This window comes from Shewanella sp. HN-41 (genome assembly GCF_000217915.1).
In the GTDB taxonomy this organism is placed as follows: Bacteria; Pseudomonadota; Gammaproteobacteria; order Enterobacterales; family Shewanellaceae; genus Shewanella.
Genome location: NZ_AFOZ01000027.1, coordinates 1 through 13840 on the forward strand (window position 1 = coordinate 1; position 13840 = coordinate 13840).

At 46.3% G+C, this 13840-nt stretch carries 15 protein-coding genes; 10 read left to right on the plus strand and 5 right to left on the minus strand.

Features of this window, described 5'->3' with window-relative positions; genetic code table 11:
- On the plus strand, window positions 1–109 hold a 109-nt coding region (locus SOHN41_RS10500), incomplete at its 5' end, for an integrase core domain-containing protein (RefSeq protein WP_037458821.1).
- A 59-nt stretch (window positions 110–168) separates the two neighbouring features.
- Here the strand turns inward: SOHN41_RS10500 and SOHN41_RS10505 are convergent.
- A complete protein-coding gene (locus SOHN41_RS10505) occupies window positions 169–921 on the minus strand; it encodes a Nif3-like dinuclear metal center hexameric protein (RefSeq protein WP_007648638.1) in 753 nt (250 codons plus the stop codon).
- A 45-nt stretch (window positions 922–966) separates the two neighbouring features.
- Entirely contained in the window at window positions 967–1437 is a 471-nt protein-coding gene (locus SOHN41_RS10510) for a glycine zipper 2TM domain-containing protein (protein WP_007648640.1), read from the minus strand.
- Between the two features lie 54 nt (window positions 1438–1491).
- Here SOHN41_RS10510 and aat point away from each other — a divergent pair, with 54 nt between their 5' ends.
- The 3 genes from aat (at window position 1492) to infA (ending at window position 3209) form a co-directional block, all read left to right on the plus strand.
- Entirely contained in the window at window positions 1492–2202 is a 711-nt protein-coding gene (gene aat / locus SOHN41_RS10515; RefSeq protein WP_007648642.1) for a leucyl/phenylalanyl-tRNA--protein transferase, read from the plus strand.
- Window positions 2192–2908: an arginyltransferase gene (locus tag SOHN41_RS10520; protein ID WP_007648645.1), complete on the plus strand. Its 717-nt coding sequence runs from the start codon at window positions 2192–2194 to the stop codon at window positions 2906–2908. Before aat ends, SOHN41_RS10520 begins: the two co-directional genes overlap by 11 nt.
- Before the next feature lie 82 nt (window positions 2909–2990).
- A complete protein-coding gene (gene infA / locus SOHN41_RS10525; protein WP_006081934.1) occupies window positions 2991–3209 on the plus strand; it encodes a translation initiation factor IF-1 in 219 nt (72 codons plus the stop codon).
- A 110-nt stretch (window positions 3210–3319) separates the two neighbouring features.
- Here infA and clpA read toward each other — a convergent pair whose 3' ends face one another.
- Both clpA and clpS read right to left on the minus strand, forming a co-directional pair.
- On the minus strand, window positions 3320–5587 hold the full coding sequence (gene clpA, locus SOHN41_RS10530; protein WP_007648664.1) for an ATP-dependent Clp protease ATP-binding subunit ClpA: 2268 nt from the start codon (window positions 5585–5587) through the stop codon (window positions 3320–3322).
- A gap of 43 nt (window positions 5588–5630) precedes the next feature.
- Window positions 5631–5939, minus strand: coding sequence for an ATP-dependent Clp protease adapter ClpS (clpS, locus tag SOHN41_RS10535; RefSeq protein ID WP_007648666.1), 309 nt, complete (start codon window positions 5937–5939; stop codon window positions 5631–5633).
- 194 nt (window positions 5940–6133) lie between these two features.
- On the opposite strand from clpS, the gene cspD reads away from it, so the two are divergent.
- Window positions 6134–6340: a cold shock domain-containing protein CspD gene (cspD, locus tag SOHN41_RS10540; protein WP_011072576.1), complete on the plus strand. Its 207-nt coding sequence runs from the start codon at window positions 6134–6136 to the stop codon at window positions 6338–6340.
- A gap of 145 nt (window positions 6341–6485) precedes the next feature.
- Here cspD and SOHN41_RS10545 read toward each other — a convergent pair whose 3' ends face one another.
- Window positions 6486–8711 carry an NADP-dependent isocitrate dehydrogenase gene (locus SOHN41_RS10545; RefSeq protein WP_007648671.1) on the minus strand — a complete coding sequence of 742 codons (2226 nt, stop codon included), beginning with the start codon at window positions 8709–8711 and terminating at the stop codon, window positions 6486–6488.
- A gap of 340 nt (window positions 8712–9051) precedes the next feature.
- On the opposite strand from SOHN41_RS10545, the gene rluE reads away from it, so the two are divergent.
- The 5 genes from rluE to purB all read left to right on the plus strand — a co-directional run bounded on the left by rluE (window position 9052) and on the right by purB (window position 13758).
- The gene (rluE, locus tag SOHN41_RS10550; protein ID WP_007648673.1) at window positions 9052–9825 is read left to right on the plus strand and encodes a 23S rRNA pseudouridine(2457) synthase RluE; all 774 of its coding nucleotides are present in this window, start codon (window positions 9052–9054) and stop codon (window positions 9823–9825) included.
- 46 nt (window positions 9826–9871) lie between these two features.
- Window positions 9872–10366, plus strand: coding sequence for an NUDIX hydrolase (locus tag SOHN41_RS10555; RefSeq protein WP_007648676.1), 495 nt, complete (start codon window positions 9872–9874; stop codon window positions 10364–10366).
- A gap of 252 nt (window positions 10367–10618) precedes the next feature.
- Complete coding sequence (gene mnmA / locus SOHN41_RS10560; protein ID WP_007648678.1) at window positions 10619–11737, plus strand: tRNA 2-thiouridine(34) synthase MnmA; 1119 nt, start codon at window positions 10619–10621, stop codon at window positions 11735–11737.
- Between the two features lie 3 nt (window positions 11738–11740).
- Window positions 11741–12358: a high frequency lysogenization protein HflD gene (hflD, locus tag SOHN41_RS10565; protein WP_007648680.1), complete on the plus strand. Its 618-nt coding sequence runs from the start codon at window positions 11741–11743 to the stop codon at window positions 12356–12358.
- 29 nt (window positions 12359–12387) lie between these two features.
- Complete coding sequence (gene purB / locus SOHN41_RS10570) at window positions 12388–13758, plus strand: adenylosuccinate lyase (RefSeq protein ID WP_007648681.1); 1371 nt, start codon at window positions 12388–12390, stop codon at window positions 13756–13758.
- Window positions 13759–13840 lie beyond the last annotated feature (82 nt).

Below are 13840 nucleotides of genomic sequence, written 5' to 3' on the forward strand. Positions count from 1 at the left end.
AAGGGAGGCGAGGAAAATGGTTGCAGAGTCGGTGGCGATATATAATCGCAAACGGCCGCATCTGGCCTTAAAATACAAAACGCCCGATGAAGTACATCAGGCGTTTTAAAGGAAATAAGTGTCAACTTATTTCAGGACTAGACATGAATTTGAGTGGCTGCGATGCCATTAAACAGGATTGGTGATATCCACAAAATGGTGTACTAAGTTAAACTCGCGGGCGAGATGCCGTCCCAGAGCCTCGATTCCAAAACGCTCGGTCGCATGGTGACCAGCGGCATAATAATGTATCCCCTGCTCCACCGCGCTGTGGAAGGTTCGCTCGGACACTTCACCACTGATAAACGCATCCACACCCAGACTTGCCGCCATATCGATATAATCCTGCGCTCCCCCCGTACACCAAGCTAAATATTGGATTTTGGCCTCGCCATCACCAATGTGCAGTGGGGCTCTGCCTAACGCCTTCTCAAGGGTGTGAGAAAATGCCCTAGCACTGACAGGAAGATCGAGTCTTCCACGCCATAGCAGGCCCTGAGTCAGTTCTTCGATGGCTTCGGCATCGACGATCTCCAGTTGTCTTGCCAAGGTCGCATTATTACCAAGCATTGGGTGAGCATCTAAGGGTAAATGATAGCCAAACAAGCTAATATCATGGGTAAGTAACGTCTTAATACGCCGCTGTTTCATCCCAGTAATCACCTCGGGCTCATTCTTCCAGAAAAACCCGTGGTGGACCAAAATCGCGTCGGCATTTAAGCGGACAGCCTCATCAATCAACGCTTGGCAAGCCGTCACCCCTGTGACAATAGTGTGAATATCATCCTTGCCTTCTACTTGTAAGCCATTGGGTGCGTAATCTTTAAAGGCTGATACATGTAAAAAATCGGCTAAATATTGGGCTAGTTCTGTCCGTGTCATTTCATCACCGTTTGATCTTTATGTAAATTAATCCATCTTGCTGACTTACATGGCTAAGTCAATACGCACGCCACCTTGCAGATACACAACCCGCACCCTATCACCGGCATTAAATACCATTCCAGGATCATAATCTTGGATCACCATGACTTGAGTGCCATCTTCTTGATTGATCAACAATTCTACTAGCTTTAAGGATTGTGTTGTCGTCCCACTTCCATAACGATTCCCCACACCAGCACCAATTAAAGCGCCTAGAACAGTGGCAACGTCTTGGCCAGAGCCACCGCCAAATTGATGCCCAATGACACCACCGACTAACGCACCACCGAAGGTTTTCCAACCTTGGTTTCTATCTTCGATAAGCTGGGTTTCGGTGATATTACGTACTGAACTGATATCACCGTAGAGTACTTTCTCCACGGGCACGGCTTGGTTGCGATCATAACCAGCATGCAGTGGTGCAATGAAAAAAGCACAAATAAATATAAAGCTCGCTAGAGTAGGTTTCCACATATCTGAATTTCCGCTAACTTAATAGAAGGGTTTATTACTGAATCATACGCAATTGTGAAGTCACTGTCTTTTCTGAATCACGAATTTGAAGCTTTTCCTTCACCCGAACTCGCCCTTACTGATCCTAATGGGTTATTGGCGATAGGGGGAGACTTACGCCCAGATCGTTTACTCACTGCATATTATAACGGGATTTTTCCGTGGTTTAACGCCGAGGATCCTATTCTGTGGTGGTCACCCGATCCCCGCGCCATTTTTATTCCCAGCCAATCCCATCTCAGCACGAGTTTACGTAAGTTTCTAAAGAAACAGCCTTGGCGCATTACGGTAAACCATGCCTTTACCGATGTGATGGCAGGTTGTGCTCAACCTAGGCGCAAGCAAGCCGGCACTTGGATAAGCCATGAGATCCAAATGGCATACCGAGAACTTCACCATAATGGCCACGCACATTCGATCGAAGTTTGGCTGGGTGAACGCTTAATCGGCGGCCTCTATGGGTTAGCCATAGGCCAAGTATTTTGTGGTGAGTCTATGTTTCATCGTGAAACCAATGCCTCTAAGGCTGCCATGGCCGCATTGCAACAACATCTATTGAAGATGGGCTTTAAGCTAATTGATGCACAAGTCATGAACCCGCATTTAGAAAGCTTAGGAGCACAAGCAATTAAACGTGCCGATTTTATGGCATTACTGGCACAATTGAGAGATAAAGACGTCAATCCAGAGGCTTGGATCCCCAGAGAGGTCAATCTTGAACTCTAACGCCAGTAAAACCCCCATTGCGATTGGGATCAGCCAGATTTTTCCCTGCAGTTACCTCGATGGTCAGCAGGAACAATTATTGGTGATCCAAGAGGAGACGCTCGATCCGATTTTATTCGAGCGTTTATTAGCCATAGGTTTCCGCCGCAGTGGCAGTGCCATTTATAAACCCCGTTGTCCTAGGTGTAGTGCATGCCAACCGATCCGTTTACCCGTAAGGGAATTTATCGTGTCTAAGAGACAAAAGCGCACCTTAGCCATGAACCGCGATCTCACTTGGCGTATCACCTCAAACCATACGGATGCACAATACGCCCTCTACGAGCGTTATATCCAGCGGCGTCATTTTGATGGACCGATGTATCCCCCAAGCCAAGAGCAATATGAACAGTTTTTATTTTGCCACTGGTTACCACCCACGTTTATTGAAGTCTATGATGGTGACAAACTGTTAGCCGTTGCAGTAACAGACACACTACCCAATAGCCTATCGGCCATTTACAGCTATTTTGATCCAGATGAAGAGCATCGCTCCCTCGGCGCACTACTGATTTTGATCCAGTGCCGTTTAGCCAAATTGCAGGGCAAAGAATTCCTTTATCTCGGATATCAAATAGATGCAAATCGTAAAATGTCCTACAAGCGTTTATATCGTCCTTATCAAATTTTAACCCCTCAGGGTTGGGAGTATTCCCAAGTTTGCTAAGCACTTCCCCTTTACAGCAGGGTGAATTTGGGGCATGATACGCCCGTTTTTTATATTCGAAGGCTAATGGGATAATTAATTAATGGCGAAAGAAGACAACATTGAAATGCAAGGCACTATCCTTGAAACCTTGCCAAACACAATGTTTCGTGTAGAGCTTGAAAATGGTCATGTGGTGATAGCCCACATTTCAGGCAAAATGCGCAAAAACTACATCCGGATCCTCACTGGTGACAAAGTAACTGTCCAGCTGACTCCCTATGATCTGACCAAAGGTCGTATTGTCTTCCGCGCACGCTGATATAGCCTCATATAGTTAAAAACCCGGCAAGGCCGGGTTTTTTTGTTGGCGAAAGATAAGAAAAATGGCTGCAATTGCAGCCATTTTTATAGCTAAAAAACCATCATATACTAGGCTTTGGTCGTGGTTTTTTCATGACGCTCGACACGGATCACTATCTCACCGTCTTTCACATCGACATAGGCAACACCGCCCGCTTCTAAGGCACCAAATAAAATCTCGTCTGCCAATGGACGTTTGATCAATTCGGTCACCACCCTTGCCATTGGACGCGCGCCCATATTCTTATCGTAACCTTTCTCGGCCAATAGGGTTCTAGCTTCATCACTGACTTCCAAGATGACATGTTTCGCATCAAGTTGTGCCTGCAATTCCACTAAGAATTTATCAACCACTTTCGCAATGATGGTCATATCCAAATGGTTGAACCATATGATGGAGTCGAGACGATTACGAAACTCCGGCGAAAATACCCGATTAATTTCAGATAATGCGTCTTGGGTATGATCTTGCTGAGTAAAGCCAATCGACTTACGAATGGTCTCCTGTACCCCAGCATTAGTCGTCATCACTAGCGTTACATGTCTGAAGTCCGCCTTACGACCATTGTTATCGGTCAAGGTCCCATGATCCATCACCTGCAACAGCAAGTTGTAGACATCGGGGTGAGCCTTCTCGATTTCGTCCAGTAGCACCACACAGTGCGGATTCTTAATCACAGCATCGGTAAGTAACCCGCCTTGGTCATAACCGACATAACCTGGAGGCGCGCCAATTAAACGGGACACTGTGTGGCTTTCCATGTACTCAGACATATCAAAGCGCACTAGTTTCATCCCTAAACAACTTGCCAGTTGATTGGTGACTTCGGTTTTACCCACACCGGTAGGACCCGCAAATAAGAAGCTGCCCACAGGCTTTTTATCTGTGCCTAAACCACTACGGGATAAACGAATAGCTGAACTTAGGCTCTCAATGGCCTTATCTTGGCCAAAGACCACCATCTTAAGGTTACGCTCAAGGTTACGCAGTAAGTCCTTATCAGTGGCGGATACCGACTTCTCAGGGATACGTGCCATTTTTGCCACAATTGACTCAATCTCGGCCTGGCCTATGGTTTTTTTACGTTTGCTCAATGGCAGCATCACCATACGTGCACCCGCCTCGTCGATCACATCGATGGCTTTGTCGGGTAAATGTCTGTCATTAATGTGTTTCGCCGATAATATCGCCGCGCTGCTAATAGCCGCCTGAGTATAACGAACCCCATGATATTCTTCGTATTTTGACTTAAGCCCCATCAAAATCTTAGTGGTTTCTTCCACCGAAGGTTCATTGATATCGACCTTTTGGAAGCGGCGAGCTAAGGCTCGGTCTTTCTCAAAAATACTTTGGTATTCTTGGAAAGTCGTCGATCCCATACAGCGTAAATTGCCACTGGATAACAAAGGTTTCAGCAGATTGGATGCATCCATCACACCACCAGATGCAGCGCCAGCGCCAATAATGGTATGGATCTCATCGATAAACAGAATCGCATGTTTATCTGCAGATAATTCTTTTAACAGGCTTTTAAAGCGTTTTTCAAAATCACCGCGGTATTTTGTACCCGCAAGTAATGAGCCTAAGTCGAGGGAGTAAACCGTCGCCTCTGCCATCACATCGGGCACTTGGTTATTCACGATACGATAGGCAAGGCCCTCTGCAATTGCAGTTTTCCCTACCCCCGCCTCACCCACTAATAGTGGATTATTTTTACGGCGACGACACAGGGTTTGAATAGCACGCTCAATTTCCTGATCGCGTCCAATCAAAGGATCGATGACCCCTTGTTTAGCAAGCTGATTTAAATTAGACGCAAATTGCGACAACATGCTGCGTTCTTCGCTAGCATCACTGTGATCTTCAATGCGCTCTTGGTCCTGATGCGGATCGCTATCCTCGTTTCTCGAAAAACCATGGGAAATGAAATTGACGACGTCTAAGCGACTAATATCGCAGCGACGCAGCAGATAAACGGCTTGGGATTCCTGTTCACTGAAAATAGCCACTAACACATTGGCGCCTGTGACCTCATTACGACCCGACGATTGCACGTGAAATACCGCGCGCTGCAGCACTCGCTGGAAGCCAAGTGTTGGCTGGGTTTCTTTATCATCATCGATATCGGCAATAATTGGGGTTGTTTGTTGGATAAAGCTTGCCACTTCATCCCTGAGTTTGTCTAAGTTCGCCCCACAGGCGATTAACGCTTCTTGAGCCGCAGGATTGTCGATCAGAGCTAATAACAGATGTTCCACTGTCATATACTCGTGACGCGCATCTCTGGCTTGCTGAAACGCCAGATTTAAGGTGACTTCCAGATCTTTGTTCAGCATAAGCACCCCCAAAATGAACAACGGACTACAGAGTAAAGCGGATTTATGCTTTCTCTAACGAACACAGTAACGGATGTTGGTTTTGTCTTGCAAATTGATTTACTTGTATCACCTTAGTTTCTGCAATGCCAAAAGGAAAAATGCCGCAAATACCCTTTCCTTTGTGATGGATAGTCAACATAATATCGGTCGCTTCTTGCTCATTCTTGCGAAAGAAAACTTGCAGTACTTCAATCACAAAGTCCATTGGCGTGTAATCGTCATTATTGAGGATCACCTTATACATCGAAGGTGGCATTAACTCTGATTCGACACGCTCTTCAACGTGTTCAATATTTCCTGTCTTACCCATTTTTTAATACTAGCCTCTCGTGTTGGCCTCTTCCAATTGATATGTCCAAATTAATCAGTTGTTACCCCTTTGTTAATTTTAGCTTGACTTCCGCTTTTACTCCTTACATTCTGTTGTGCAGACGGTGAAAGAATACCCGTCTATACAGGTTTTACTATCTTACTGGTAAGTAGACAACAGAAGGAAGTGGAAGTATGGCAAGCGGAACTGTTAAATGGTTCAACAACGCCAAAGGATTCGGGTTTATTTGCCCTGATCAAGGTGGTGAGGACGTTTTTGCACACTATTCTACCATTGAAATGGAAGGCTATCGAACTCTAAAAGCAGGCCAACCAGTTCAATTTGAGGTAGAGCAAGGTCCAAAAGGGATGCACGCTTCAGCCATTTCACCAACAAAATAACGTTTGGTGAGGCCAATGATCAAAAAGGCAGGGATAAGTCCCTGCCTTTTTATTGGCAAAAAATACATCATCTAGCGCTTTAACAGACATAAAAAAGGATCTGCTTTGCAGATCCTTTTTGCTATCTCACGGTCAACTTAACGAATTAAGCAATTAACAGTTTGTTCAAGGTTTCACTTGGGCGCATGGCTTTTTCAGCTTTAGCTGCGTCTAAACGATAGTAACCACCTAGATCGGCAGGAGCACCTTGAGCATTGTTTAGCTCTGCCACTATCACTTGTTCATTAGCCGCCAACGCATGGGCTAAAGGAATAAAGTGCGCTTGTAACTGCTCATCTTTCGTTTGCGCCGCTAAGGCTTGTGCCCAGTACATGGCCAAATAGAAATGGCTGCCACGGTTGTCAAGCTCACCGACTCTTCTTGATGGCGATTTATTGCTATCTAAGAATTGGCCAATGGCTTGATCTAAAGTATCAGCTAACACTTGGGCTTTTGGATTGCCCACAGTTTGGCTTAAATGCTCAAGAGACGCCGCCAGAGCTAAGAACTCACCCAGTGAATCCCAACGTAAGTGACCTTCTTTCTCAACCTGTTGCACGTGCTTAGGCGCACTACCGCCCGCACCCGTTTCGAACAGACCGCCGCCGTTCATTAACGGAACGATAGACAACATTTTAGCGCTGGTACCCAGCTCAAGAATTGGGAACAAGTCAGTTAAATAGTCACGTAAAACGTTACCGGTAACAGAAATCGTATCTTTGCCTTCTTTGATGCGAGCCAAAGAGAAACGCGTCGCTTCTTCTGGAGACATGATGCTGATATCTAAGCCATCAGTGTCATGCTCTGGCAGATATTGCTGCACTTTGGCAATGATTTGTGCATCGTGGGCACGTTTGCTATCTAACCAGAATACCGCTGGGGTATTGCTTAAACGGGCACGGCGCACAGCCAGTTTGACCCAATCACGGATAGGTGCGTCTTTAACTTGGCACATTCTCCAGATATCGCCCGCTTCCACGTTATGGCTCATCAATACCTTACCGCTGGCATCGACAACGTTGACCACGCCGTCAGCAGGAATTTCAAAGGTCTTATCGTGGCTACCGTATTCTTCGGCTTTTTGCGCCATCAAGCCCACGTTTGGCACACTGCCCATGGTTTTAGGATCAAAAGCGCCGTGCTCTTTACAGAAGGCAATCGTTTCTTGATAGATACCGGCATAGCAGCGATCTGGGATCATGGCTTTAGTATCATGCAGTTGACCGTCTGGTCCCCACATTTGGCCAGATGAACGAATCGCAGCAGGCATAGACGCATCGATAATGATGTCGCTTGGCACGTGTAAGTTGGTGATACCTTTGTCAGAATCAACCATAGCCAATGCGGGACGTGCAGCGTAAACGGCGGCGATATCGGCTTCGACTTCGGCGCGACTATCGGCAGGTAATGTCGCGATTTTGGCATAAACATCACCAAAACCGTTGTTAACATCTACGCCTAATTCAGCGAAAAGCGCCGCATGTTTGTCAAACACTGGCTTGAAGAATACCTTCACAGCGTGACCAAACATAATAGGATCAGACACTTTCATCATAGTGGCTTTCAGATGCAGCGATAACAGCACATCTTCTGCTTTGGCGTTTTCGATTTCACGCTCATAGAAGCTCACTAAGGCCTTTTTACTCAATACCGCAGCATCGATAATTTCGCCAGCCAGCAACTTAAGACCCGATTTCAGCACCACTTCTTGGCCATCTTTTTGCGTCAGCACGATATTCACGCTGCCCGCATCAGATACAGTCACTGACTGCTCGCTGCCGTAGAAATCGCCGTCGGTCATATGAGCAACGTGAGACTTAGAATCTGTAGCCCATTTACCCATTGAATGCGGATTTTTCTTGGCGAAGTTTTTCACCGATAATGGGGCACGGCGATCTGAGTTACCTTCACGCAGTACTGGGTTTACCGCACTGCCTTTGATCTTGTCGTAACGTGTTTTAATTGACTTTTCAGCGTCGGTTTTTGGCTCATCCGGATAGTTAGGGATGTCGTAACCTTTTTGCTGCAGTTCAAGGATACAGGCTTTTAATTGTGGAATCGAAGCACTGATATTCGGTAGCTTGATGATGTTCGCTTCAGGCTGATTTGCCAGCTCACCAAGTTCAGCGAGATGATCACCAATTTTTTGTGCGTCGGTCAGTTTCTCAGGGAAATTGGCAATAATGCGGCCCGATAACGAGATATCACGGGTTTCAACCGCAACGCCCGCGGCGTCGGTGAAGGTTCTGATAATAGGTAAGAGTGAAAGGGTTGCCAATGCTGGCGCTTCGTCGGTTTCAGTGTAAATAATTGTTGATGAGTTATCTTTCATGTTACATCCTACATTATTGTAAAATTTAATATTTTTTATAATAATTTTATTGCATGGCGAACAAATCTTGGCACGATGAAATAATCAATCAAGGCAGTCACTCACCCATCAATACCGCATTTATTCCATTGCCCATCGCTCATTCCCGTCCGCCAACGCGGTAAAACGACTCATTAAAACCTAATAAACAAATAGGCGCAGATCACATTTTAGGCCGACATCATAGAGCATTCACAGTAATATTCAAATTCCACTAAGGGCGAATGCCAAGTACACTGTGTAAACATTAACGATACAATCAAGTCAGGTCAGCGTGTCTCAACCCCCCGTTAGCAAAAGTATGAACAAGAACAAGTTTCCTCCTAAACGTGCCCATTCCAGTGCCAGTTCCCCAACCCAAAGCGCACTTAGGCCTGCAAGCAAAGGCTCTGCTAACAGAGTTGCCACCACAGACAAGGTTCCACCGGCACGTAATGCCAATGGCAGTTTAAAAAAGACACCCTTTAAAAATCCTAATCGCCGAGCGATTGCGGCGGCAAAACCAATGCAAAGCCAAACACTTACCCCCATTATTGTACTGTTTAACAAGCCCTTTGATGTACTTTGCCAATTTACCGATGAACAAGGCCGCAAAACGCTAAAAGACTATATCCCCATTGCGGACGTGTATGCCGCAGGCCGCTTAGACAGAGACAGTGAAGGCTTATTACTGCTCACCAATGACGGTCAATTACAGGCCAGACTGACTGAGCCGAAAAAGAAAACCTTTAAAACCTATTGGGTGCAAGTGGAAGGCGTTCCGACGGAAGATGCACTGGCAAAACTACGCCAAGGTGTTGAATTAAATGATGGTATGACGCTACCAGCCAAAGTCAAAATCATGGATGAGCCAAATATTTGGCCACGTAATCCCCCCGTAAGAGAGCGTAAAAATATCCCGACAACTTGGTTAGAAATCCAGATCCATGAGGGCCGCAATCGTCAAGTAAGACGCATGACTGCCCATATCGGTTACCCAACCTTAAGATTGATCCGTTATAAAATAGGCCAATGGAGTCTAGATAACTTGCCATCGGGCGAGCATAAATGCATCCGTCTCGGTGATGAAGCCTAAATTTCTGCTAAGTTTCTGCCACTAACATCCACTCAAAGGAGCATTTATGAGCCTAAGATATAAACCCAATGTGACCGTCGCTTGTATTATTCATGCGACTTCACAGGACAAATATCTGCTGGTGGAAGAGTGGATTGAGGGTGAGCAACGTTTTAATCAACCCGCGGGTCACTTAGAAGCGAATGAAAGCTTAACCCAGGCCTGTGAGCGCGAAGTGCTTGAGGAAACTGGGCTGTCACTTAAACCCCAAGGACTCGTCGGCATCTATCAATTCAGTGCCAATGAAAATTTAGCCTTTGTACGTTTTACCTTCTTCGTGCAGTTAGATGAGATGCTTCCACCAGCCCCGCAGGACGATGCCATCCATGCCGCCCACTGGTTAAACTTCGAGCAAATCGAAGCCAAACAACCTTTGCTGCGTAGCCCATTGGTACTCGACTGTCTCAGAGACTATCGTCGCCATCTGCAACAGGGAGCGGCTTATCCCCTAGACTTACTCAATAGTGAGCGTCTCACGATAGCCCCAAAGAGCAAGGCGTGATAGAATGCGGCGCCGCGTAAATCTGCGATCAGTTAGCGCAATCGGTTAGCCTAGTTAAGGTAAATCTGCGTTAACTAGATGCTAAGGAAGTTGCGGTGCTATTCGAGCCTTTTATACGCTAGTCCAATAGGATAAACAGTTTAGCAAAACGCAATACACTGATTTTAAGCTAGGCCATACTATTGCGTGGGTGACACTGGTCTCCCCCACTAAAGCGCCTAGCCAACATATACTCAATGGTTTTTAGGATCTATGACATCAATCGAACCCACTCATACAGGAAAAAAAGTCATTGTCGGCATGTCCGGCGGTGTAGATTCATCTGTTTCAGCCTATTTGCTTATGCAGCAAGGCTATCAGGTTGAAGGCCTTTTCATGAAGAACTGGGAAGAAGATGATAACAACGAGTACTGCGCTGCCGCAGAAGATTTAAAAGATGCCCAAGCCGTATGTGACAAGCTCGGGATCAAGCTACACACAGTCAACTTTGCTGCCGAATATTGGGACAATGTTTTTGAGTATTTCCTTGCCGAATACAAGGCGGGCCGCACACCCAATCCCGATATCATGTGCAACAAAGAAATCAAATTTAAGGCATTTTTAGAATTTGCCGACGAAATCCTCGACGCCGATTACATCGCCATGGGCCACTATGTGCGCCGCCGTGACAATAGCGATGGCAGCACGCAAATGTTACGTGGTGTCGATGGCAATAAAGATCAAAGCTATTTCCTCTACACTTTAAGCCATGAGCAAGTGGCCCGTAGCCTATTCCCAGTCGGTGAGCTTGAAAAACATCAAGTTCGTGAAATCGCAAAAGAAATGGACCTGATCACCCATGATAAAAAAGATAGCACAGGCATCTGCTTTATCGGTGAGCGTAAATTTACTGAATTCTTAGGTACTTATTTACCCGCCCAGCCTGGCAATATCGAAACCCCAGAGGGTGAAGTCATAGGCACACACCAAGGGCTGATGTATCACACCTTAGGCCAACGTAAGGGCTTAGGGATTGGCGGGATGAAAAACAGCAGTGACGATCCTTGGTATGTGGTCGATAAAGATCTCGAGCGTAATGTGTTAATCGTGGGTCAAGGCGGGCACCATCCGCGTTTGATGTCTAAGGGCATGACAGTTAATCAATTACACTGGGTTGATAGGCTTGGTCCTGTCGACGGCTGCCATATTAGTGTCAAAACCCGCTATCGCCAGCAAGATGTACCCTGTACGTTAACTTACAGCGATGAAAGCACCTTAAGAGTGATCTTTGATGAACCCGTTGCGGCGGTGACACCTGGACAATCTGCGGTATTTTACGATGGTGAAGTCTGCCTAGGTGGCGGCATCATCGATCAATTAATACGAGGATAAAGCGTGAGTGATCAGCTAGTTAACCGTACCATGGCGTTTGCAGGCATATTGCAGGCCATAGCCCAAGTACAACATTTGGCGCGCCAGGGTGAGAGCGATAATACCGAGCTCGCGGCAAGTTTAAATACCATACTGGTCACCAATCCAGACAATACCGCCGATGTCTATCAAGATAAAACCGCTCTCAATAAAGGTTACAAGCTGATCTTAAATCAGCTTGGCGACAGTAGCCAAAAAGATGTTGAGATCACCCGTTATCTTGTCGGTATCTTAGCCCTCGAACGCAAGCTTGTTCGTTCAAACAGCGGTTTAGGCATGTTGGCCGAACGTATTAATCAAGTGAATCGCCAGCTACATCACTTTGCGATCACCGACGAGCAAGTGATTGCCAATCTTGCCAGCATTTACAGTGACATCATCAGTAATTTAGGGCCGAAAATCCAAATATCGGGCAATCCAGTGTGTTTGCAACGCCCTATCGTACAACAAAAAATTCGCGCTCTGCTGCTCGCAGCCATGCGCAGCGCTGTACTGTGGCGTCAACTAGGCGGTAAGCGTCGACACTTAGTCTTCGCCCGCAAAGCCATAGTCGATACAGCCAAGAAAAGTCTTACCCTATAATAAAATTAGCGTTCATCAAGGAGCTTCACATGGATCTTTCCGCACTAACTGCTATCTCTCCGGTAGACGGCCGTTACGGTAGTAAAACTGCGTCATTGAGAGGGATTTTCAGCGAGTTCGGTCTTACCAAGTACCGTGTTCAAGTTGAAATTAATTGGCTAAAACTGTTAGCCAATTGCCCTGAAATCATCGAAGTGCCGCCGCTAAGCGAATCTGCTATCGCCGTGCTCGATGCCATTAAAGACAATTTCAATGAACAAGATGCACTGCGCGTTAAGGCTATCGAAAGCACCACTAACCACGATGTGAAAGCGGTTGAATACTTCATCAAAGAAAAAATCGCTGACAACGCAGAATTAGCCGCTGTGGGTGAATTCGTACACTTCGCCTGTACCTCTGAGGACATCAACAACCTAAGCCACGGCTTAATGTTGACTGAAGCCCGTGAACAAGTCTTATTGCCCTACTGCAACGAGTTGCTGGCTGCGATTAAAAAACTGGCCGTTGAATATCGCTCCGTGCCATTGATGTCACGCACCCATGGACAGCCAGCTTCACCTTCTACCTTAGGTAAAGAAATGGCGAACGTTGCTGTGCGCTTAGAGCGTCAAATCAAGCAAATCGCTAACGTTGAAATCATGGGCAAACTGAACGGTGCCGTAGGTAACTACAACGCTCACCTGTCTGCCTATCCTGAAGTCAACTGGCATGAATTGTCTGAGCGTTTTGTGACTAGCCTTGGCCTTAATTGGAACGCCTACACGACGCAAATCGAGCCACACGATTACATTGCCGAATTATTTGATGCAGTTGCCCGTTTCAACACTGTGCTGATTGACTTTGACCGTGATATTTGGGGTTACATCGCCCTAGGTCACTTCAAACAACGCACTATCGCCGGTGAAATCGGTTCATCGACTATGCCACACAAAGTTAACCCCATCGATTTTGAAAACTCTGAGGGTAACTTAGGTATTGCCAACGCGCTGATGCAACATTTAGCCTCTAAGCTGCCGTTATCAAGATGGCAACGCGACTTAACGGACTCAACCGTGTTGCGTAACTTAGGTGTAGGTATTGCCCATGCGTTGATCGCGTATCAAGCAACCTTAAAAGGCATCAGCAAGTTAGAAGTTAACGAAGCGCACCTGCGTGATGAGTTAGATCACAACTGGGAAGTGTTAGCAGAACCAGTACAAACGGTAATGCGTCGTTATGGCATTGAAAAACCATACGAAAAATTAAAAGAACTGACGCGCGGCAAACGTATAGACGCGCAGCAACTGTCAGTGTTTATTGACGGACTGGAATTACCAGACTCAGTTAAAGCTGAACTCAAGCAAATGACGCCAGCCAATTACATTGGTCGCGCCGAAGCGTTTGTCGACGAACTAAGCTAAACTATTAACTGAATTGGCGACGGACAATACTCTTTCTTAAACAGAAATAAGGATTAAGGCGACGCACATCACCGCGATGTGG